The sequence below is a fragment of the Sphingomonas sp. SP4 genome, assembly GCF_058313375.1.
In genome coordinates this window covers 1309101-1331147 of the sequence record NZ_JBZFLE010000001.1, presented here as the reverse complement: position 1 = coordinate 1331147, position 22047 = coordinate 1309101, and the positions used below count along the sequence as shown (strand labels likewise).

Annotated in this window: 20 protein-coding genes and 1 pseudogene; 9 read left to right on the top strand and 12 right to left on the bottom strand. The window is 62.4% G+C overall.

The window, feature by feature from the left end:
- Positions 1-3: 3 nt before the first annotated feature.
- Together cydB and AC4GYV_RS06730 are read left to right on the top strand one after the other, a co-directional pair.
- Positions 4-1005: a cytochrome d ubiquinol oxidase subunit II gene (cydB, locus tag AC4GYV_RS06735; RefSeq protein ID WP_491099881.1), complete on the top strand. Its 1002-nt coding sequence runs from the start codon at positions 4-6 to the stop codon at positions 1003-1005.
- Positions 1006-1076: 71 nt separating this feature from the next.
- A complete protein-coding gene (locus tag AC4GYV_RS06730) occupies positions 1077-1751 on the top strand; it encodes a uracil-DNA glycosylase (RefSeq protein WP_491099880.1) in 675 nt (224 codons plus the stop codon).
- On the opposite strand, the gene aguB is transcribed toward AC4GYV_RS06730, so the two are convergent.
- Together aguB and AC4GYV_RS06720 are read right to left on the bottom strand one after the other, a co-directional pair.
- Positions 1735-2586: an N-carbamoylputrescine amidase gene (aguB, locus tag AC4GYV_RS06725; RefSeq protein ID WP_491099879.1), complete on the bottom strand. Its 852-nt coding sequence runs from the start codon at positions 2584-2586 to the stop codon at positions 1735-1737. The two genes, AC4GYV_RS06730 and aguB, sit on opposite strands and share 17 nt — an antisense overlap.
- Complete coding sequence (locus AC4GYV_RS06720; protein ID WP_491099878.1) at positions 2583-3557, bottom strand: agmatine deiminase family protein; 975 nt, start codon at positions 3555-3557, stop codon at positions 2583-2585. Before AC4GYV_RS06720 ends, aguB begins: the two co-directional genes overlap by 4 nt.
- A gap of 111 nt (positions 3558-3668) precedes the next feature.
- Between AC4GYV_RS06720 and AC4GYV_RS06715 the strand changes: the two genes are divergently transcribed.
- Entirely contained in the window at positions 3669-5657 is a 1989-nt protein-coding gene (locus tag AC4GYV_RS06715; protein ID WP_491099877.1) for an alpha/beta hydrolase family protein, read from the top strand.
- Positions 5658-5711: 54 nt separating this feature from the next.
- Here the strand turns inward: AC4GYV_RS06715 and rpsD are convergent, their stop codons facing one another.
- The 5 genes from rpsD to rpiB form a co-directional block, all read right to left on the bottom strand.
- Positions 5712-6326, bottom strand: coding sequence for a 30S ribosomal protein S4 (rpsD, locus tag AC4GYV_RS06710; protein WP_491099876.1), 615 nt, complete (start codon positions 6324-6326; stop codon positions 5712-5714).
- Positions 6327-6461: 135 nt separating this feature from the next.
- Positions 6462-7196 (bottom strand): RNA methyltransferase, encoded by a 735-nt coding sequence (locus tag AC4GYV_RS06705; protein WP_491099875.1) that lies wholly within the window; start codon positions 7194-7196, stop codon positions 6462-6464.
- Positions 7193-7672: a transcriptional regulator NrdR gene (nrdR, locus tag AC4GYV_RS06700; protein WP_491099874.1), complete on the bottom strand. Its 480-nt coding sequence runs from the start codon at positions 7670-7672 to the stop codon at positions 7193-7195. The genes AC4GYV_RS06705 and nrdR overlap by 4 nt, the downstream gene beginning before the upstream one ends.
- 14 nt (positions 7673-7686) lie before the next feature.
- Positions 7687-9015 carry a serine hydroxymethyltransferase gene (glyA, locus tag AC4GYV_RS06695; RefSeq protein ID WP_491099873.1) on the bottom strand — a complete coding sequence of 443 codons (1329 nt, stop codon included), beginning with the start codon at positions 9013-9015 and terminating at the stop codon, positions 7687-7689.
- Complete coding sequence (rpiB, locus tag AC4GYV_RS06690) at positions 9015-9461, bottom strand: ribose 5-phosphate isomerase B (RefSeq protein ID WP_491099872.1); 447 nt, start codon at positions 9459-9461, stop codon at positions 9015-9017. The genes glyA and rpiB overlap by 1 nt, the downstream gene beginning before the upstream one ends.
- A 99-nt stretch (positions 9462-9560) precedes the next feature.
- Between rpiB and AC4GYV_RS06685 the strand changes: the two genes are divergently transcribed.
- Entirely contained in the window at positions 9561-11096 is a 1536-nt protein-coding gene (locus tag AC4GYV_RS06685; RefSeq protein ID WP_491099871.1) for a hypothetical protein, read from the top strand.
- Between the two features lie 8 nt (positions 11097-11104).
- On the opposite strand, the gene hemA is transcribed toward AC4GYV_RS06685, so the two are convergent.
- The 3 genes from hemA to murI form a co-directional block, all read right to left on the bottom strand.
- A complete protein-coding gene (hemA, locus tag AC4GYV_RS06680; protein ID WP_491099870.1) occupies positions 11105-12316 on the bottom strand; it encodes a 5-aminolevulinate synthase in 1212 nt (403 codons plus the stop codon).
- 86 nt (positions 12317-12402) lie between these two features.
- The gene (locus AC4GYV_RS06675) at positions 12403-14076 is read right to left on the bottom strand and encodes a hypothetical protein (RefSeq protein WP_491099869.1); all 1674 of its coding nucleotides are present in this window, start codon (positions 14074-14076) and stop codon (positions 12403-12405) included.
- Between the two features lie 58 nt (positions 14077-14134).
- A complete protein-coding gene (gene murI, locus AC4GYV_RS06670) occupies positions 14135-14929 on the bottom strand; it encodes a glutamate racemase (RefSeq protein ID WP_491099868.1) in 795 nt (264 codons plus the stop codon).
- A 66-nt stretch (positions 14930-14995) separates the two neighbouring features.
- Between murI and plsY the strand changes: the two genes are divergently transcribed.
- Together plsY and dprA are read left to right on the top strand one after the other, a co-directional pair.
- Positions 14996-15586 (top strand): glycerol-3-phosphate 1-O-acyltransferase PlsY, encoded by a 591-nt coding sequence (plsY, locus tag AC4GYV_RS06665; RefSeq protein WP_491099867.1) that lies wholly within the window; start codon positions 14996-14998, stop codon positions 15584-15586.
- Positions 15583-16671 (top strand): DNA-processing protein DprA, encoded by a 1089-nt coding sequence (dprA, locus tag AC4GYV_RS06660; protein ID WP_491099866.1) that lies wholly within the window; start codon positions 15583-15585, stop codon positions 16669-16671. The genes plsY and dprA overlap by 4 nt, the downstream gene beginning before the upstream one ends.
- On the opposite strand, the gene AC4GYV_RS06655 is transcribed toward dprA, so the two are convergent.
- Positions 16655-17119, bottom strand: a complete 465-nt coding sequence (locus AC4GYV_RS06655) for a hypothetical protein (RefSeq protein WP_491099865.1) — start codon at positions 17117-17119, stop codon at positions 16655-16657. The two genes, dprA and AC4GYV_RS06655, sit on opposite strands and share 17 nt — an antisense overlap.
- A 116-nt stretch (positions 17120-17235) precedes the next feature.
- Here AC4GYV_RS06655 and topA point away from each other — a divergent pair, with 116 nt between their 5' ends.
- From topA to AC4GYV_RS06640, 3 genes are read left to right on the top strand one after another with little or no spacing between them, the layout of a single operon-like run.
- Positions 17236-19710 (top strand): type I DNA topoisomerase, encoded by a 2475-nt coding sequence (gene topA, locus AC4GYV_RS06650; protein WP_491099864.1) that lies wholly within the window; start codon positions 17236-17238, stop codon positions 19708-19710.
- Positions 19707-20144: a dUTP diphosphatase gene (dut, locus tag AC4GYV_RS06645; protein WP_491099863.1), complete on the top strand. Its 438-nt coding sequence runs from the start codon at positions 19707-19709 to the stop codon at positions 20142-20144. The genes topA and dut overlap by 4 nt, the downstream gene beginning before the upstream one ends.
- Complete coding sequence (locus AC4GYV_RS06640; protein WP_491099862.1) at positions 20141-20887, top strand: HesA/MoeB/ThiF family protein; 747 nt, start codon at positions 20141-20143, stop codon at positions 20885-20887. Before dut ends, AC4GYV_RS06640 begins: the two co-directional genes overlap by 4 nt.
- Here AC4GYV_RS06640 and coaBC read toward each other — a convergent pair.
- Positions 20879-22044 (bottom strand): annotated as a pseudogene (gene coaBC, locus AC4GYV_RS06635) (bifunctional phosphopantothenoylcysteine decarboxylase/phosphopantothenate--cysteine ligase CoaBC). The gene AC4GYV_RS06640 and the pseudogene coaBC sit on opposite strands and share 9 nt — an antisense overlap.
- Positions 22045-22047 lie beyond the last annotated feature (3 nt).

Genomic DNA, 22047 nt, shown 5'->3' with positions numbered 1-22047 from the left:
GCCATGGACGCCAGTACTCTCGCGCACTTCTGGGCCGCCGTCATTGCCGCAGCTGTCGTCCTTTACGTGATGCTGGACGGCTTCGACATCGGCGTCGGTATCCTGTTCGGCCTCACGAGTGATGAGCATCGGCGCACCCATATGATGAATACCATCGCGCCCTTCTGGGATGGTAACGAGACCTGGCTCGTTGTCATCGCCGCAAGTCTTTTCGCGGCCTTTCCGGCGGTCTACGCAGTTCTCCTGGGTGCTTTCTATATCCCCGTGGTCTTGCTGCTTTTCGGATTGATCTTCCGCGGCATCGCTTTCGAATTCCGCTATCGTAGCGGACCAATGCGTCCGTTCTGGGATGCGGGGTTTTTCCTCGGCTCGGTTGCCATCGCTTTTGTGCAGGGGGCCGCGGCCGGGGCGTTGATCCGGGGCATTCCCGTGAACGGCATGCAATATGCTGGTGGGTCTTTTCTGTGGCTTCATCCCTTCCCGATTCTCACTGGGGCGGGCCTAGTCGCCGGTTATGCATTGCTCGGGTGCGGCTGGCTCATCTTCAAGACGACGGAAGGTCCCCTACGCGACTGGGCTTATTCTCGCGTGCCGGTGTTCGTCTTTGGGCTTCTGCTGTTGCTCGTCCTAGCCATCATCGCGGCACTGACGATCGATCCCGGCGATATCACCAAAGGAATTGCCAGGCTGCATGACTGGGGCTTGATCTTCCCGCTCATCAGCGTCGCCGCATTGATCGGCGCTGTGGTCGGCGCGAGGTCCAGGCGCGACGGCATGCCGTTCTTCATGATGCTCCTGTTCTTGGTTTCGCTGCTGTGCACGATCGGCATCATGATCTGGCCGTTCCTTGTACCCTACCAGCTGACGATTGCGGACACGGCCTCGCCTGACAGTTCGCTCCGCTTCTTCTCGATCGCCGGCTTCATCGCGCTGCCGCTGATCCTGGCTTATACCGTTGGGGTTTACTGGATTTTCCGGGGCAAGGTCGGTCACGAAGATCAGTAACCTAGCAGTTCCGGGGAATCCATTCGATCCCGGCATTGCTTCCGCCATCACCGCTCGCCTAGGTCATGCGGATGCGCGTTGCTACGCCAGCCGAGATCTCACCCTTGCCGGAGGCCGAAGCGCCGCGCGACTGTCCGCTTTGCCCTCGATTGGTGGCGTTCAGAGAACAATGCCGTGTGGAGTTTCCGAATTGGTGGAATGCGCCGGTGCCCGCGTTCGGCGATCGCAATGCTTGGCTAGCGATCGTCGGCCTTGCGCCTGGTAAGCATGGCGCTAACCGGACGGGCCGACCTTTCACCGGCGATTATGCGGGAGAGCTGCTCTACGCGACGCTGCTCAAATTCGGCTTAGCCGAGGGAGTCTATGAAGCCGATCCAGGCGACGGACTGCGTCTCAACGGCGCTATCGTTTTGAACGCGGTCAAATGCCTGCCTCCAGCGAACAAGCCGGAGCCACGCGAGATCGCTACGTGCAGAAGCTATTTCGAAGTCGCCCTGAGCGCGCTGCCGAAGGCTCAGGTTGTGATCGCGTTGGGCCAGATTGCTCACGTCGCGGCGGCCCGAGCGTTAAGCCTCAAACCCGCTGCAACCAGGTTCGGTCATGGCGCGGAGGCCCACGCGCCCGACGGCCGCATCCTGCTTTCGAGCTATCACTGCTCCCGATACAACCAGAATACTGGACGGCTCGACGCTGCGATGTTCGAAAGCGTTTTCGAGCGTGCGTTAGAGCTTAAATGTCCTCGGTAAGCCGCCCGTAAAGCTCCGGCCGACGGTCGCGGAAGAAGCCGAAGGCAGCCCGGTGCCTCTTGGCCTGATCGAGATCGAGCGTCGCGACGAGGACACCGGTTTCCTCTGCGCCGAATTCCGCGAGCATGTCGCCCCGCTCGTCGCAGATGAAGCTGTGGCCGTAGAAGCGCTGGCCGTCCTCAGTGCCGATGCGGTTGGCCGCAACCACTGGGACGACGTTCGACACAGCATGGCCGACCATTGCGCGACGCCAAAGGCGCGATGTGTCGAGGTCCGGGTCATGCGGCTCGGAGCCGATAGCCGTGGGGTAGAATAGAATCTGAGCGCCCATCAGCATCATCGCGCGCGCGGTCTCGGGATACCATTGGTCCCAGCAGACACCGACGCCTAGCGTCGAACGGTGCGGGCCTTCCCACACCTTGAATCCGGTGTTGCCGGGGCGGAAGTAGAATTTCTCCTCGTAGCCCGGTCCGTCGGGGATGTGGCTTTTGCGATAGACGCCGGCGACCTTTCCGTCCGGACCGATCATGGCGAGCGAATTGTAATGGTGCGGCCCATCGAGTTCGAAGAAGCTGGTGGGAATCCAGATCTTTAGCTCATTGGCGAGCTGCTGCATCGCCAGGACGGAGGGGTGCTCCGACGTCGGTCGCGCATTGGCAAAAAGCCCTTCATCCTCGACGCGGCAGAAGTAGGGACCTTCGAAGAGTTCCGGCGGCAGGACTACTTCCGCGCCTTTGCTCGCGGCTTCACGCACGAGTTCGCCGACCGCGCTGATGTTCGCGTCGATGTCATCGGTGAAGGCGAGCTGCAGCGCAGCGACGGTAAGCTTGCTCATTCGGGGACCTGTTGAGAAATGCAGTGGAAGCTGCCGCCTCCGGTCAGGATGTGGTCGGCCCGCAGTCCGATTGCAACGCGGTCGGGGAACAGCGCCTGAACGACGCCCACTGCCGCCTCGTCGTTGGCCGCGCCATATTGCGGCACGACCACCGCTGCATTGCCAATATAAAAGTTCATGTAGCTTGCCGGAATGATGTCTCCGTCCTCGCTCAGCACCCGGCCAGGGGAGGGGAGGTTCACGACGTCGAGCTTCGCCGTGCGGAGCCGCATTGCGGCATCGCGGTAGACAGCCTCGTTGGGATCGTCCTTGGCTGGCGTTGGGATGGCCACGCGCCCCGGCGCTACGAAGCGCGCAAGGTTGTCGACGTGCCCGTCGGTATGATCGTTCAACAGCCCGGAGCCGAGCCAGACGATACGCTCGAAGCCGAGATCAGCGACAAGCCGCGCCTCAACCTCATCGCGGGTCAACGTGTTGCGGTTTGGGTTAAGCAGGCACTGCTCGGTCGTCACGACAGTGCCTGATCCGTCACCATCGATCGCGCCCCCTTCGAGCACCCAATCAGCTTTCGCAAATGGTAATGACGCTGCGCGTGCCAGGCGCTCACCGATGTCCTGATCGCCTTCCAGGTCGTACTTGCCGCCCCAGCCGTTGAATCCGAAGCCCTGTGCCCGACGCTCCTTGCCGGAGCCGAGAACGGTCGGCCCGGTGTCGCGCAGCCAAATGTCACCGAAACTTTCGACAATGACCTGGGCGAAAGGCGCAAGCCTGCGGGCGCTTTCGGCGGCACCATCATGAGCGGCGACAAGCCGGACGGTCTCGCCCGTGCCGTCAGCGTGAATGGCTTCGGCAAAAGCGGCTACCTCGCGCTCGGCCTCTTTGAGATCGCCAAGCCAGAGCTCCGGATCGCTTGGGAAGCCGATCCACACAGCCTCGTGCGGCGCCCATTCGGGTAGTGGAGGTGAAGTCATGACGGCGCCCGCTAACAGCCCGAGTGAGAAGCGCCAAGTGAGCCTCTTGTGTCGCAAGAATATTGTGCGAAATTCTGCACGTCTCGGGGAACGAGTTGGGGGAGTAAATTCTTGAAAAGTAAGTTGTTCGGTGGCGCGGCTGCAGTCGCGTTGTTGGCAAGTGCGTCTTCAGCAGCCGCGCAGGCGGCGCATTCGATCGCGGAAGATGCGAAAGCATTCGGGACGCGGGAGCTGCTGAGGCAGGTGGATATCAGTCCGAGCGGCAAAAAGGTCGTAATGCTTGCATCCGGAGACGGTGCGGTGGTTACAGCCAACGTCGTCGATGTGACCACATCGAAGGTGACCCGGCTTATCGATAGCGATGGAAAGCAGGTAAAACTCTATTCCTGCGGCTTTGCCGGGGACGAGCATGTGGTTTGCCGATACGGGGGGCTGGACCACGTGGGTAGCGATATCGTCGGCTTTTCGCGGATGTTCGTGGTGAATGCCGACGGGAAGAATCTCCGTCAGCTAGGCCAGCGCGAAAGCGACCGTGCAGCAGGCCTTCTGCAGAGAGACGCCGACGTCATCGACTGGATGACGGCATCGGAAGGCAAACTCCTCATGCAGCGCCAGTATGTGCCCGAAGTCGGAACCACGGGCCATCTGATGAGCAGGACCAAGGAGGGCCTTGGAGTCGATCTTCTCGACACGGAAAGCGGGAAGTTCAGCTCGGTGGAGCCCCCAAGGTCCGGAGCAGACGAATATATAACGGACGGTCGTGGCAACGTTCGGCTCGTGTCCTTCGCCGATTACAATTCCATGACCGGGATGATCAGTGGTCTGAGTACCTATAAGTATCGGCTACCGGGCCGGAGAGATTGGGTCGATCTCGGCCAATTCGATGGAGTGTCGCGTCAGGGCATCCAGCCACTTGCGATTGACGCAGAGCGCAACGCGTTGTTCGCACTGCAGCGAATGAACGGGCGCGATGCTCTCGTGCAGATCGCGCTCGACGGTAGTAAAGCTCAGACGCTAATCGCGAAGAACGATCGGGTCGACATCGACAATGTCGTACGGATCGGCCGTGGACAGCGAGTCATCGGATACACCTTTGCCGACCAGCGGCGCGAGGTCGTCTATTTCGACACCGAGTTCGAAAAGCTTCACAACTCACTGGAAGCTGCGCTCAAAGGATCAAGCATCGATTTCGAAGGAGCCAGCAGCGACGGACAGCAGCTGCTGATCCTCGCTTCGGCGGACAACAACCCAGGGAACTTCTACATCTACTCGCGTCCGACGCACTCCCTGCTGGAGGTTGGACCAATCCGGCCTGAGCTCGAAGGTAGGAAGCTCGCCACGATGCAGCCGATCGAGCTCCCGGCAGCAGATGGAGTGATGGTTCCTGCGTATTTGACGCTGCCACCGGGAAGTGACGGCAAGAACCTACCCGCCGTCGTCCTTCCACACGGTGGGCCGAGTGCCCGCGACGAGTGGGGATTCGACTGGATGGTTCAGTTCCTCGCTGCACGCGGTTATGCGGTGATCCAGCCTGAGTTTCGGGGGTCCGACGGTTATGGCGATGCGTGGCTGAACAAGAACGGCTTTCAGAACTGGCGAACGTCGATCGGCGACGTGACAGCGGCCGCCAAATACCTTGTGGCAAAGGGAATTGCCGACCCCAACCGGCTAGCTATCATGGGCTGGTCGTATGGTGGATATGCCGCATTGCAGTCCGCCGCTACTGAGCCGAACCTTTACAAGGCGGCTGTCGCAATTGCGCCTTTGACCGACTTTGGGATGGCCGAGCGGGAGGCGGAAGGGTTCACCAATGCCGACATCGTGAAGCGGATCATCGGCAAAGGCCCGCACCTCGTCGACGGTTCACCGCTTCAACAGGCCAGCCGGATTAAGGTACCTGTTCTGCTGGTCCACGGCGACATGGATGCGAACGTCAGCATCCACGAGAGTGAGGCGATGTTGGGCGCGCTGAGAAAAGGCGGCACTCCAGTCGATATGCTGACCTTCGAAGGCCTGGATCACCAACTCGACGACAGCACTGCTCGCATCGGGATGCTGACCAAAGCGGGCGAGCTTCTCGATCGGACCATCGGCCACTGAAAACAAAAAGGGCGGCCGTGAAGGCCGCCCTCGTTGTCCGAGCTGATCGATCGATCAGCGCGAGTAGAACTCGATCACGAGGTTCGGTTCCATGCGGACGGGGTACGGGACCTCGTCGAGCTTCGGCACGCGGGTGAAGCTCACCTTCGTGTTGCCGTCCGGAGCGACGTAATCGGGCACATCGCGCTCGGCGAGGCTCTGGGCTTCGATGACGAGCGCCATTTCCTGCGCCTTGGGGCCCAGCTCGATGATGTCACCGACATCGACGCGGCGGCTAGCGATGTTGCACTTCACGCCGTTGACGCGAATGTGGCCGTGGCTGACCAGCTGACGGGCCGCCCAGATCGTCGGCGCGAACTTCGCGCGATAGACAACCATGTCGAGACGGCGCTCGAGCAGGCCGATGAGGTTCTGCGACGCGTCGCCCTTCATGCGGCTGGCGTCGATATACTGCTTCTTGAACTGCTTCTCGGTGATGTCGCCGTAATAGCCCTTCAGCTTCTGCTTGGCGCGGAGCTGAATACCATAGTCGCTGAGCTTGCCCTTGCGGCGCTGGCCGTGCTGACCGGGGCCGTATTCGCGGCGGTTCACCGGGCTCTTAGGACGTCCGAAGACGTTCTCGCCCATGCGGCGGTCGAGCTTATATTTGGCGCTGGTGCGCTTCGTCACGTGTCATTCTCCAATTCGCTTCTTACAGGTGCCCGGGACCGCACCGCCAAGCCTTGGCGCTTGGCGCGATCACCGCTTCACCGGGCATGCGGGATCAATTGCGAGCGGCGCACCTAGAGGCGGGAAGCCGTAAGGTCAAGTTTTCGGCCGGTTTCGCGCCGGTCCGACGAGAGCGCGGATGATGCCGCGAACCGCCTTCACCTCGCGTGAGGACCAGCCGGTCTTAGTGAAGATGGTGCGGATCGTGTTCTTGGTGGCCTGGGTGCGCGACGGCGGATGGTAGTAGCCTTTGACGTCCAGTTCCTCGTCGAGCTGAGCAATGAGCCCGTCGAGCTCGCCATGCGGAGCAGGTTCTTCCAGCTCCTTGGCGGTCGGCTGAGCCAGCTCGCTTCGCTTCGACCATTCGTAGGCCAGCAGGATCACGGCCTGCGCCAGATTCAGCGACCCGAACCCCGGATTGATGGGGACGGTGACGATCGCGTTGGCGAGCGCGACATCTTCCGTTTCGAGACCCGAGCGCTCTGGGCCGAACAGAATGGCGCTCCGCTCGCCGGACGCGGCGATCCGATCGGCCAGTTCCTGTGGGCCAATCACCGGCATAACGAGGTCGCGACGCCTGACCGTAGAGGCAAAGACCGACGAGCAGTCCGCAATGGCGTCTTGCACGGTGTCGAAGACTTGAGCCTGCTCAAGCACCACGTCGGCACCGCTGGCCGATGGGCCGGCGTCAGGGTTCGGCCAGCCGTCGCGAGGCGCGACTAGCCGCATTTCGGTCAGGCCGAAGTTGAGCATCGCCCGAGCCGCCTTGCCGATATTCTGACCAAGCTGCGGACGGACGAGTACGATGACCGGCTTGTTGGTGCTGGTCACAGCAACTTGTCGTGGCCTGGGGGCGTGGCCTCTTTCTCGACGCGCTCTGCAATCTCAGCGAAGTCGCCGGGATCGCTGAAGTCCTTATAAATGCTCGCGAACCGGATGTAGGCGACGTGGTCCAGCGACTTGAGGCCGGCCATGACCGCTTCGCCGATCTTAGCCGTCTTCACCTCATCGCCGAGCGTTTCCATCTGGCGCTGGATGCCGCTGACCAGCCGGTCGATCTTTGTGGGATCGATGTCGCGCTTGCGGCAGGCGTGGCCGATGGCGCGTGCGAGCTTGTCCCGGTCGAAGGGTTCGCGCTTGCCGTCTTTCTTGACGACCGTGAGGTCGCGGAGCTGAACTCGCTCGAAGGTAGTGAAGCGCGCGCCGCACGCCTCGCATTGGCGGCGGCGCCGGATCGCAGCCCCATCCTCGCTGGGGCGGCTGTCCTTCACCTGACTGTCTTCGTGCGCGCAGAAGGGGCAGCGCATGCGTTAAGCGAACCTCATCCCGGATAGATGGGGAAGCGCGCGCAAAGTTCACGCACGCGCTCATTCACGCCGCGCTCGACGTCACCATTGTTCTCGAGCCCGTTCGACTTCAGGCCGTCAAGCACATCGGCGACCATGTCGGCGATATCGCGGAACTCGGCCTCGCCGAAGCCGCGGGTCGTTCCCGCAGGTGATCCGACGCGGATGCCGCTGGTCTGGACGGGCGGAAGCGGATCGAAGGGTACGCCGTTCTTGTTGCAGGTGATGCCCGCACGCTCGAGGCTCTCGTCGGCATCCTTGCCGGTCAGGCCAAGCGGACGAAGGTCGACCAACGCGAGGTGCGTATCCGTGCCGCCAGCGACGAGGTCGGCACCACGCTCCTTTAGGCGGTTGGCAAGCGTCTGGGCGTTGGCAATGACTGCCTTGGCGTAGGTCTTGAACTCGGGCTGTAGGGCCTCGCCGAAGGCTACTGCCTTGGCCGCGATGACGTGCATCAGCGGACCGCCCTGAAGGCCTGGGAAGACTGCCGAATTGATCTTCTTCGCGATCGCTTCGTCATCGGTCAGGACCATACCTCCACGCGGGCCGCGCAGCGTCTTGTGGGTCGTTGTCGTGACGACATCCGCGATTCCGAACGGCGTGGGATGCTCGCCTGCCGCCACCAACCCGGCGAAGTGAGCCATGTCGACCATGAGAAGCGCACCGACTTCGTCGCAGATCGCGCGGAAGCGTTTAAAGTCGAAATGGCGTGGATAGGCCGATCCGCCCGCAATGATCATCTTCGGCCGATGCTCTTTCGCGAGGCGCTCGACTTCGTCGAAGTCGACGAGATGATCGTCCTGACGAACACCATACTGGATCGCCTTGAACCATTTGCCCGACTGAGCGGGCGGTGCGCCATGCGTCAGATGCCCACCTGCAGCGAGGCTGAGACCCATGATCGTGTCGCCCGGCTTGAGAAGCGCCATCATCACAGCGCCATTGGCCTGAGCGCCGGAGTGCGGCTGGACGTTGGCGAACTGGCAGCCGAACAGCTTCTTCGCACGCTCAATGGCAAGCGTCTCGACCGTGTCTGACGGCGCGCAGCCCTGATAGTAGCGACGGCCCGGGTAGCCCTCGGCGTACTTGTTGGTGAGGACCGACCCCTGCGCCTCGAGCACCGCCTTGCTGACGATATTCTCAGACGCAATGAGCTCGATCTGCGTTTGCTCGCGCAGAAGCTCTGCACGGATGCCGTCCTCAACCGCGCTGTCCTTCTCGGACAGGCCGCTAGTGAAGAACCCTTGCGGTACCCGATAGTTCTCTGACGTCTGGTTCGGTTCGAGGTCGGCGGCGGTGGCCATCAATCGCTGTCCTGCAGTTCCTTGGAGAGTAAATCGACGCGGCGTTGGTGACGCCCGCCGGCGAATTCGGTGTCGAGGAAGGCGGCGACGCAAGCCTTGGCCATGTCGCTGCCAACGAGCCGCGCGCCAAGCGCGATCACGTTGGCGTCGTTATGCTCGCGGGCGAGCTGCGCCGAAAGCGGGTCGTCGACCCTGGCGCAGCGGCACTCGAGGTTGCGGTTCACCGCGATCGAGATGCCGATCCCGGATCCGCAGACGGCGATTCCGCGCTCAGCATTGCCCAAGGCAACTTCCATCGCGAGCTTCGCGCCATATTCCGGATAATCGACGCTTTCCGGACCGTTCGTCCCGAGATCGGTGATCTCGTGACCTTGTTCCGAGAGCCAACGGGCAAGCTCGTCCTTCAGTACATAACCGGCATGATCGGCGGCGAGTGCAATGCGCATGAGACCTTCCTAGCCGCCATCCCGGCGCCGCGCCACCGCCCTTCCGCTTGCCATGTTCGAAGGGCCGTTTACGCTGCGTTCAATCGGAGGGGTATGCGCATGATTCGAAGGGCTTTTCTTGCGGCGGGCGCCGCTGTGTCCGTGATGACCGCCGTGCCGGCACACGCCGGCTATGTTGAGGCGAGCAGCCGGCATTTCGTCGTGATCGGCGATATGTCTCCACAGGAAGCAAGCGGTTGGGCAGGCCAGCTGGAGCGTCTCGATCGCGTTCTGAGGGTCGTTACCAACACGCCGGAGGCAGAGAGCACGCCTTCCTCGCGAGTCACGGTCTTCGTCGTTCCGTCGATGGCCAGCGTGCAGAAGCTTGCGAAGAACTCCAGCGTCGGGGGCTTCTACAACGGTACCGCCCAGAGCTTCATCGCTGTTGTTCCCCGCAGCACGGGCGTCGATTCGTGGCAGTTCACTCCCAGGCAGGTGCTGTTCCACGAATATACGCACCACATCCTGCTCAGCAGCACCGATACCAGCTACCCGGACTGGATCACGGAAGGCTTCGCTGAGTTTTTTGGGACCGCGAAGTTCGATTCGAACGGCGACATGATCCTGGGGGAGCTGCCCGTCGATCGCGGCTATGCTCTCGGCGACCCCAACCAAATGAGTGCCAAAGAGCTGTTCACAGCCAGCGAAGGCGTGAACGACGACATCGAGGTTGCCCATCTGTATTCGCGCGGTTGGGCGATGATCCACATGCTCATGCTCAAAAAGGATCGCGCGGGTCAGCTCACGACGTACCTACAGCAAATCGCCCGAGGCGCCGATCCGGTGACCGCAGGTAAGACCGCCTTCGGTGACCTCAACAGGCTCGATGGTGAGATCGACGCCTACGTGCGATCCCGTCGCTTTCAGTCTCTGCGCGTTGCCGCCGAGAAGATGCCTGTCGGCGCTATCACTGTTCGCAATCTTCGCCCTTGTGAGTCCCAGATCATGCCTGCGCGCCTGCGATCCGCAGTGGGTGTGGACTCGAAGGCTGCACCCCTCGTCGCTGCTGACGCCGAGAGGGTCGCGGCCGCAGGATGCGAAAAGGATCCCTTCGTTCAGCGCACGCTTGCTGAAGCGGAATATGACGCGAAGAACAACGATGCTTCGATGGCTGCCGCCGATCGCACGCTGGCGCTCGAGCCGGGCAATGTGATGGCGATGGTCTACAAGGGCCGTGTCTATGCTCGGAAGAAGGATTGGGCCAATGCCCGGGCCTGGTTCATCAAGGCCAATCGCCAGGACCCAAACTACGCGCTTCCGCTCGTTCTCTATTACGACAGCTTCACGCATTCGGGGCAGAAGCCGACGCCGGCCGCCACCCAGGGCTTGTATCGTGCCATCGTCCTCGTTCCCCAGGATAGCAGCGTCCGGCTCCGCGTCGCCCGCGCGCTAATTGCCGAGGGTGAACTGAAGCGCGCCCGAACTCTGCTGGCACCGGTTGCGAGCGGCGGCGACGGCAAGACCAACAAGGATGCTCAGCAGGTCATTGCGTTGATCGATCAAGGCAAGGACGTGGCCACCGTCTTGGCGCAAGCCGACAAGGCTAAGTGGAACGCGCTGGGCGACGACTTCGAGCCCGAGGAAAAGGGGAGTTGAAGGCCTAATCAGGCGGCGAGGCGAATTTCCTCGCGGCTCCAGATCTCGACGAGCGCTGCGGTGAGTTCGTCCATCATCTCAGCCGTATGGTTCGGGCCCGGCGTGAAGCGCAGGCGCTCAGTGCCGCGCGGTACTGTCGGGAAATTGATCGGCTGAACGTAGAGTCCGTACTCGGCAAGCAGGATATCGCTGATCCGCTTGGCCTTCACCGGGCATCCGACGAGCAGCGGAACGATATGCGTGACGCTCGGCATCGCAGGGAGGCCGGCAGCGGTGAACTTCGCCTTCAGCATCGCCGCCGATTCCTGTTGAGCGCGGCGTTCTCCCGACGATTCCTTGAGGTGACGAACGCTCGCCAGCGCACCCGCAACTAAGACCGGCGACAGCGACGTCGTGAAGATGAAGCCGGGCGCATAGCTGCGGATGCAGTCGATGATCATTTGGTCGGCCGTGATGTAGCCGCCCATGACTCCGAACGCCTTGCCAAGCGTCCCCTCGATGATCGTCAGTCGCTCAGCAACGCCGTCGCGCTCGGAAATCCCGCCGCCATGCTCCCCGTACATGCCGACCGCATGGACCTCATCGAGATAGGTAAGGGCATTATACTTGTCGGCGAGGTCGCAGATCGCAGCGATGGGGGCTATGTCGCCGTCCATCGAATAGACGCTTTCAAATGCGATCAGCTTGGGAGCCTCGGCATCTTCGGCCGCGAGTAACTCTTCGAGATGCTCTAGATCGTTGTGGCGGAAGACGCGCTTGGCGCAACCACTGTTCTTGATGCCAGCGATCATCGATGCGTGGTTGAGCTCGTCAGAGAAAATCACGCAGCCCGGAAGGAGCTTGCCCAAGGTCGATAGTGCGGCTTCGTTCGAGACGTAGCCGGAGGTGAAGAGGAGCGCGCCTTCCTTGCCGTGAAGGCTCGCCAACTCGGCTTCAAGTTCCGTGTGATAATGGGTGTTGCCGCTAATGTTGCGGGTGCCGCCAGATCCGGCGCCAACCTCATGCAGCGCCTTTTCCATCGCGCTGACGACAGCGGGATGCTGTCCCATCGATAGATAGTCGTTCGAGCACCAGACCCTGATCGGCTTCGGGCCGTTGCCGCCGAAGCAATGCGCGTTCGGGAACTCACCTTTGGTGCGCAGGATATCGATGAACACGCGATACCGGCCTTCTTCATGAAGGCGATCGATCGCGGACTTGAAGATGCGGTTATAATCCACTGGCGAGCTCTCTTGCGCGCCCTTTAACCGCGACACTGAGGGAAGGCCATTGCGAATGACTCGCAAATAAGCGCTCGGAGTTCCCTTCAACGTGCACGAGCTGGAACCAGCCTCCATGGCGCAGCCCGACGGGCGTCCAGGCGGCACAAGCCGGTCAAATGGTGCCTGTTTGCATAGGCTTCTGCTCTAGCATCGTAGTCGGGAGCAAAGGGATCACCGAAGGCCCAGTCCGGCGGGTTGAAAGTCGAGAAGCCGTTGATCGTCGGTACTCTCCACAGCTCCGCAAGAAGCATTCCGTCCACGTTATGTGGATAAAGCATCTGCCACATCGGCCCTCGATACGTCGGCTCGCCGAGCCGCGCGGCGACCACGTAGAAGCTAAGGCAAGCCGGTGGGGGTGGAGGGACTGCCTCAAAGGCGGCGAGGGTCGCTCGGCGCGGCAGCCTCGCATTGTTCACGGCATTCAGCTGTTCGAAGACCAGCAGTAGCGCAAGCGCGCCCACGACCCAGGGCGTTCGCTCGACCAAGCCCGCAACGCGGTCGCGGTTCGCTAGCAAGATCATCAAAATCAGGGGCAGCAACAGGAAGAGTTGATAGCGAAGCACTACCCGCAGACCGGTGGCCCCCGGTACAACCGCATGGACGACGCTCCAGGCCGAACTCCCGCCGAGCTGCATGGCGAGGAGCCAACTGACGAGCACCGCCAGTGCGAATGCGCGGATGATCGTTGGTTGCCTCTGACCTACGGCACGATAGGCAGAAATCAACGCGATCAGCAGAAGAAGGAGCGGAAAGCCGGTCTCGTGTTCGCCGTTGTACGAAGTCTCTTCGGCAGTGATCGCGAGACCAGGCGGCCGCATCGCCCTTATCAGCCATCCCCATGCCAGGTTTTGAGGGCCGACATTGATCAGATCGCTGGGAAGAATCAGGAAGCGCTGGACCTCGCGATAGTGTTGGCCCCCGGTCTCATGGACTTTCGGCGCATACAGGAAGAGGAACGGCGCCACGGCCAGCGCAAAGGCGGCAATGAAGACCGCTAGCGTGACGCCATGTGCTCGCAACATCCGACCTGGGCTCGGCCGCTCGAGTAATGCCCAGATGACGGCGAAGACGAGCGCGAACCACAAGGTGAACCAGGCCATGTAGTAGGCAGTCAGCAACCAGGCTCCCAGCAAGCCGGCCAGCGCGACAGCGAAAAGTCGTGCTCGGTTCTTCGCTCCGGCGATTTCGGCCCGACCACACTCGACCGCCAAAATGATCGCCACTGGCAAAAGTGAGATAGTGTTGAGCTGAGCATGCTCGGCCTGCACGAACATGCCGTTGGAGATCGTGAAGATCAGGGCCGCGAGGCTCGCAATGCCAGCGCGGAACCTGAGCGTACGACGGACAAGCCACCAGGTCGCGGCGAAACCCAAGGCTTTCCAGGTCGAGGCGGTCATAGTGTCGGCGAGCAACGGATCGGAGACGATCCGCCAGCCGCTGTAGAGCACCCCCGACAGCAAGTAGCCGTCATTGTATCCGAGAGCGTCTGGATAGGGATGGAAGTATAGCGTGCGATTCCAGGCTTCGACGCCTGACAGCACGTTCCGCCAATGCTCTTGGATCGAGATCGCGATGAGCGCGTCGCCGCGGTCGCCAAAGCCGCGGTCGAACCCGCTCCGGATTGGCTCGCGAAGGACAATCAGCATGGCGGCGATGAAGCTGGCGACAGTCGCGAGCCAGCTGTCGGCCCAGCTCCGGCGTTCACCCCCTCCACCCATATCGCTTTCCTGCCGCGCTACTGCTTACGCCACAAGTGCGAGTGCGATCGGCCGCCGCTCAAAGCGTCTCGATGTCGCCGATGCCGAAGTTGGCCAAGGCCGACGGTGATGGCGTTCGACTCGCGCCTGTGAAGATCATTAGCCCGTCTTGTGGATGCAGCGGCCAAGGCTGCTCGCGGGTCAGGTACGCGATGCGCCGCGCAATGCCTGGACCTCCGTCGACGTATGTGACTTCGGGGAAGGACTCCTGGAGCTCGTTCTCGAGCAGGGGGAAGTGGGTGCAGGCAAGCACAACGGTGTCGATTGGGCTGCCGTTTGCCGCATCGAACATCGGTTGGGCCGCGGCTTTCACTGCCTCAAGGCTTACGTCCTCGCCGGCGAGCTTCGCCTCGGCCAGCTCAACCAGTTCGGGCGAGCCGTGGCGGATGATCGTGCAATCGGAGGCGAACTTTGCTGCGAGGTCGTCGACGTAAGGCTGCCGAACGGTTGCTTGCGTGCCGAGAACGCCGATCACCCGCGTTTTCGAAATCTCGGCGGCGGGTTTGATTGCAGGAACGGTGCCTACCACCGGCAAGTCGAGCGCGGAGCGCACATGTTCGAGCGCAATCGTGGACGCAGTGTTGCAGGCAATTACCGCTAGCCGTGGCTTGAAGCGCTCGACCAATCGTCCCAACAAGGCCGGAACGCGGCTCGCGATCTCTGCTTCGCTCCGCTTGCCGTAAGGAAAACCGGCGCTGTCGGCGGCGTAAACGATCGGCGCATTCGGGAGCAGCGCTCGCGTCGGACCGAGCACCGACAAGCCGCCGACGCCGGAATCGAAGAAGAGGATAGGGGCATTCGCGTCCACCGCCACTCTGTGGCGTGGAGAATTGAGGCGGGCAAGTTGCGCCGTTGCGGCACTTTGCTACTCAACCGGCCGATGACCCGTGAGACGCTCCTTGCTTTGGCGCTTGGCTACCTGCTCGGGTCCATTCCGTTCGGGCTGGTTCTCACGCGCCTTGCCGGCAAGGGCGATGTGCGGAAGATCGGTTCAGGAAACATCGGCGCAACCAATGTGCTGCGAACCGGAAGCAAATCGCTTGCCGCCCTGACCCTGATTTTGGACTGCCTGAAAGCGACCGCGGCGGTTCTTCTCGCGCAGCGGCTCCTCGGCGCGGAGACGGGCTCAATAGCGGGCGCTGCAGCGATGATCGGTCACCTTTATCCCGTCTGGCTGAAGTTCAAAGGTGGGAAAGGGGTCGCGACCTTCCTTGGAGTCCTAATCCCGCTTCTGCCGATGGCGGCGCTTGCTTACGCCTTGGTCTGGATTGCCCTGCTGCTGACGATCCGAATCTCGTCAGTGTCTGGGATGGGGGCGGCGCTCAGCGCTCCGCTTTCAGCTTACTTACTTCACTCATCGCTCTTCCCAATGCTGCTCGGTTTCGCGGTGCTCGTCCTCTGGAAGCATCGAGAGAACATCCTTCGACTGAAGGCTGGGACCGAGCCACGCATTGGGAGAGCAAAGACTTGAATGATGATTTAGTCGATCGGCTTCGGCTGGTCAGGTCGCCGGGCATCGGACCCGTTACTTTTCGACAATTGATGCGCCGTTTCGGAAGCGCGGCTGCAGCGATCGACGCTGTGCCTGATTTGGCACGGCGAGGCGGCGGCAGAGCTCCGCGCCTCTTCGAACGTGGCGAGGCCGAGCGTGAAATCGCGCGCGTTGACAAGCTCGGCGCTCGATACCTCACGCTGGGAAAGGGTCTGTATCCTAACCTCCTCGCCGAGTTGGAGGACGCGCCGCCGCTGCTGGTTGCGAAGGGCAACCTCCAGCTGCTCGACCGAACTGCTGTGGCGATTGTTGGCGCCCGCAACGCGTCAGCGGCGGCCTGCCGCTTTGCGCGCGGACTAGCTCATGATCTTGGCCAGCAGGATCTCGTCGTCGTTTCCGGCCTTGCCCGAGGCGTCGACAGCGCCGCGCATGACGGTGCTCTCGAGAGCGGGACGATCGGCGTCATCGCCGGCGGGATCGACATCTTCTACCCGCCCGAAAATGAACAGCGGCAGCGCGCCATGTACGAGCGCGGTCTCGTGCTTGCTGAGATGCCCCCGGGCACCGAACCGAGGGCGAGACACTTCCCCTACCGCAATCGCATCATCGCAGGGATCAGCGCTGGCACGGTCGTGGTCGAGGCCGCGCCGCGGTCCGGATCGCTGATCACTGCCCGGCTTGCGGCGGAGGCCGGGCGCGAGGTCATGGCCGTACCGGGCTCGCCGCTCGATTCGCGAGCGCAGGGCTGCAACCAGCTCATCCGCGATGGCGCGACGCTGATCCAGAACGCTCGCGATGTCGTCGACGAGATTCGACCTATTGAGGCCCGAGTTCATTCGGGCGTGACTCACTACCAGCAAGAGCCGCAGCTGGTGAATGGAGACGACGAAATAGTCGGCGTGGTCGAAGAGCTGCTGGGTCCTTCGCCGGTGCCGGTCGATGAGATTATCCGGCTCTCGGGCGCTTCCTCAGGCGCAGTGCAGATGGCCTTGCTGGAGCTGGACCTCGCGGGGCGGCTCGATCGTCACGCCGGCAACAAGGTGAGCCTTAGCGGGTCAGCTTGACGGCTGCGAGATACTTCTCCGCCCAGGCGACATCTGCAGCAGTGGGGACCCTCCGGAACGCGACCTGGGAGACGTGCATGTCTGCTGCTCCAGGCATCGCCTTGAGGAAGAATGTTTCAGGCTTCCTAGTCTTCGGATTGAGTGGACAATCCACCCGGACCTGCAGGCTGGAGCCAATATTCCGGCGATAGGCCACGCTCGCTCCGGGGCAGGCAGCGGTCAGTCCGCTGAGCACGCTCTGGACGTAGCCGTTGGCGTCGGTGCGCTGCGCAACGCCGGCGAAGCGTTGCGTCGTCAGCATCCGCGTCCAATTGTCGACATTCTCGCTGCTCGGCACCTGCTCGACGATGGAGCTGCCGTTCTTGGTGAACTGATATCCGATGGCGAATCCGGGTGCCGGGGGCTGGGAAAGAGTTTCGGCAGCGAGGATCATCAGGATCAGCAGCATGGGACACCCATGTTCGACTGGCGCTAACTCTACTCTCGAACCGACAACGTCAACGCCTCCCGCTTGACGAGGCGAATCCGCAGTCCCCACCTTACGCGTATGCGTGAGGGGAAATTATGAAGCTGGTCGTCGTCGAATCGCCGGCCAAGGCAAAGACCATCGAGAAGTATCTCGGGAGCGGGCACCGTGTGCTCGCGTCCTTCGGACACGTGCGCGACCTTCCGCCGAAGGACGGATCGGTCGATCCGGAGCATGGCTTCGACATGCAGTGGCAGGTCTCGCCGGACCGCTCGAAGCAGCTGAAAGCGATCGCCGATGAGGCGAAGAAGGCCGATACGCTGATTCTCGCCACCGATCCGGATCGTGAGGGCGAGGCGATCAGCTGGCATGTTCAGGAGGTGCTGCGCCAGAAGAAGGCACTTCCCAAGGACGTCCAGCGTGTAACCTTCAACGCGATCACCAACTCGGCGGTGACCGAGGCGATGCAGAAGCCGCGCGGCCTCGATGAAGATCTCATCGATGCTTACAAGGCGCGCCGGGCGCTCGACTATCTCGTGGGCTTCACGCTTTCGCCGATCCTGTGGCGCAAGCTTCCGGGCGCAAAGTCAGCCGGCCGCGTTCAGTCGGTTGCCCTCCGCTTGATCGTTGACCGCGAGCGAGAGATCGAGGTCTTCAAGCCGCAGGAATATTGGTCGATTACGGCCACGTTTGCGAAGGACGGGCAGGCTTTCACGGCGCGACTCGCGCAGCTCGACGGCAAGAAGATCGAGCGCCTCACCATCGGGAGCAAGGGTGACGCCGACGCCGCGAAAGCCGTGGTGGAAGCGGGGCACTTCACTGTCTCGTCCACCGAGACCAAGCCGTTCGCAAAGAATCCGCCGCCGCCGTTCACCACGTCGACACTGCAGCAGGAGGCCGCGCGGAAGCTGGGCTTCTCGGCGAGCCACACGATGCGCGTGGCGCAAGGGCTCTATGAGGATGGGCTGATCACCTACATGCGTACGGATGGCGTCGACATGGCGCCGGAGGCGGTCAGCGCTGCGCGACGGGCGATCACGAGCCGCTACGATGCCGGTTACGTGCCGGATCGGCCGCGGCAGTATCAAAGCAAGATCAAGAACGCGCAGGAAGCGCATGAGGCGATCCGACCGACGGACTTCGACCGATCGCGAGCGGCATCCGGCGATTACGCCCGGCTTTACGAGCTGATCTACAATCGCGCACTTGCAAGCCAGATGGCGTCGGCGCGGCTTGAGCGAACGACGGTAGAGCTGAGCGATGGACCGGGGCGCGCGGTGCTTCGCGCGACGGGTCAGGTCGTTCTCTTCCCCGGCTATCTGGCGCTTTACGAAGAAGGCCGCGACGAGAAGGCGGACGACGAGGAAAGCGCGCGCATGCCGCCGCTTGCCCGCGGCGATGTGCCTGCCAAGACAGGTGTGGAAGCAACGCAATCATTCACTCAGCCGCCACCACGTTATTCCGAAGCTAGCCTGGTGAAGCGGCTGGAAGAGCTGGGGATCGGCCGCCCGTCGACTTATGCCGCGACGCTTCAGACGCTGAAGGACCGCGAATATGTTCGGGTGGAGAAGAACCGCTTCATTCCAGAGGAGAGCGGGCGTCTGGTAACGGCGTTCCTGGAGCGCTTCTTCGAACGATACGTCAGCTACGACTACACGGCCGAACTCGAGGAAGAGCTCGACGACGTGTCGGGCGGTCGCCTCGATTGGCAGAAGCTGCTCGACGCCTTCTGGCGCGACTTCAAGCCGAAGGCCGGCGAGGTCATGGACCAGAAGCCGTCCGACATCACGGCTGCGATCGATGAATATCTTGCCCCGTGGCTCTATCCGCCTCGGGCGGACGGTTCTGATCCTCGGGTATGCCCGCAGTGCGGGAACGGCCGGCTGTCGCTTCGAGGCGGACGGTTTGGTGCCTTCGTGGCCTGCTCGAACTATCCCGACTGCCGCTACACGCAGAAGTTCGGTCAGCCAGGGGGCGAGCAATCTAGCGAGGGCCCGCAGGACCTTGGCAACGATATCCAGCTAAAGAGCGGTCGCTTCGGGCCTTATGTCGAGCGCGGCGACAAGCGCGCTTCGATCCCGAAGGATGTGCCGCTCGCAGATGTCGACACTGAGGTGGCGGAACGCCTGCTTTCTCTCCCTCGCGAGATCGGCGCACACCCGGAAACCGGCAAGCCGATTACCGCGTCCATCGGACGGTACGGTCCCTATCTCGCGCACGACGGCAAGTATGCGAAGCTCGGATCGACCGCCGAGGTCTTCGAGACGGGAATGAACGCGGCCGTCGCGAAGCTTGCTGACGCTGCGTCCGGCGCTGGTCGCCAACGCGGCGCATCGCGCGAGCCGATTGCGGTACTCGGCGCTCACGCAGCGAGTGGCGGTGAGATCAAGGTGATGGAGGGCCGCTACGGGCCATATGTGACCGACGGCACAACCAACGCCACCTTGCCGAAAGGCGCCGACCCCAAGGCCGTGACACTGGAAGAAGCGGTGAAGCTCATCGATGAGCGCGCGGCGAAGGGGCCAGCCAAGAAAAAAGGCGGCCGCAAGCCCGCACGGAAGAAAGCGAAATGATCGATATCCAGCTGCAATGGTTAGCGCATGGGAATGGTTTGCCCGCGCCAAGTTACGCAACCGATGGCGCCGCTGGGCTAGACGTGGTCGCCGCAGAGGATGTGACGCTGGCGCCGGGTCAGCGTCACGCGGTCGCGACTGGTTTCGCGATCGCCATCCCCGAAGGCTACGAGGTGCAGGTGCGCCCACGCTCAGGCCTTGCGCTCAAGCACGGCATTACCTGCCTCAACACGCCCGGCACCATTGACCACGACTATCGTGGCGAGGTGAAGGTGATCCTAGCCAACCTCGGTGCCGAGCCTTTTGACGTACGCCGGGGTGAACGGATCGCTCAACTCGTACCGGCACCGGTGCAAAAGGCGGCATTTCGCGAGGTCGCGGAGCTTAGTGAGACCAGCCGGGGCGCCGGGGGCTTTGGCTCCACCGGACGGTGACTCTCTCCGACGAAGAACTCCAGCGCTACGCTCGTCACATCGTTCTGCCCCAAGTGGGCGGGGTAGGGCAGCGCAAGCTCAAGGCTGCCAGCGTTGCGGTGATCGGGGCGGGCGGGATCGGTAGCGCCGTGATTCCGGCGCTTGCGGGCGCCGGTGTCGGACAGATCACGATCATCGACGACGATGTCGTCGACGTCGCCAACCTCCATCGTCAACCGCTCTTTCGTGAGCGCGATATCGGTTATTCGAAGGCGGATCTTGCGCTTCAGTTCGTTCATCGGCTCAATCGGCACATCAATGCGACGCCCGTCCTGACTCGGATCGTGGCAGGTAACGCGCCCCAGATGCTGGGTGGGCACGACTTGATCATCGATGGCAGCGACAATTTTGCGACGCGACTTGCGGTCAGCGATGCCTGCGTGAATCTGGGCCTCCCCCTGCTTTCGGCAGCCGCTGTGCAATTCCAGGGGCAGGTAGGCCTTTTCCGGTCGAAACCCTGCTATCGGTGCTTCGTCGGCGACGCCTTCGACAGTGACGACTGCGACAATTGCGCGGAGCTTGGCGTGCTTGGTGCGCTCACCGGCACCGCCGGCAATTTCGCGGGACTTCTTGCGATCAATTTCTTGGTTGGCGTCGGGCCCGACCCGGTTGGCAAGCTTCACCTTTTCGATGGCGAGAAGTTGAGCTGGCGGGAAATCAAAATCCCGGCGGACCCGCGCTGCCGAACTTGCGGCTCAGCTTAGCTCTTCGGCAATGCGCGCAATCAGCTGACGCGCCACCTCTTCCTTGCTCGCTTCCGGCCAGTCTTCGACGCCTTGGCCGGTAATGAGGTGGACCCGATTCCGATGGCCCCCCATCACATCGCCGGAGACGTCGTTCGCGACGATCCAGTCGGCCCGTTTGGAGTGTCGCTTGCTCACCGCGTGGTCGACGACATGATCGGTCTCGGCCGCAAAGCCGACGAGCAGGCGAGGGCGGGCTGCGCTCGACCCGAGCTCCGCGAGGATATCGCGCGTCGGAACGAACTTCAGCTGCGGCGGGCCCGAACCCTTCTTGAGCTTCGTCGGCGAAGGCTCCACGCGCCAGTCGGCTACCGCTGCAACGAGGATCGCCCCGTCCGCAGGCAATGACGTCATGACGGCATTGGCCATCTGCTCGGCGGTTTCGACATCCACGCGATCCACGCCTGGCGGGGTCTCCAACGATACTGGACCGGCTACCAACGTCACGCGAGCCCCGGCTTCAGCGGCAGCCGCAGCGATCGCGAAGCCTTGTCGCCCTGACGAGCGATTGGCGATTACCCGCACCGGATCGATCGGTTCGTGCGTCGGACCCGCAGTGACAAGAATGTGCTTGCCGGCGAGCGTCACGCGAGAAGGTCGGACAGCTGATCCAGGATTTCTTGCGGCTCAGGCAGGCGACCGGGGCCAAATTCCCCGCACGCCATCTCGCCTTCCGCAGGATCGATGACGCGCACGCCATCCGCCTTTAGTTGAGCGACATTGCGCCCGGTCGCGGCATGCTGCCACATCCGAACGTTCATCGCGGGAGCGACCACAACTGGCTTGTCCGTCGCAAGCAACAGAGTGGTGGCGAGATCGTCGGCAATTCCGGCGGCCATCTTCGCGAGAAGGTCGGCCGTTGCGGGGCAGACCAAGACGAAATCCGCCGAGCGGCTGAGCTGGATATGACCGATCTCGACCTCGTCCTTCAGCTCCCAAAGCGAGTTGTGAACCTCGCTCTCTGCCAACGTCCCGAGGCTCATCGCGGTCACAAAATGCTCTCCGCCCTTCGTGAGCACCGGCGTGACCGAATGACCTGCCTTCTTGAGCAAGCGAACGAGTTCTAGCGACTTGTATGCGGCAATCCCGCCGCCGACGATGAGAAGTACGCGCGCCATCTC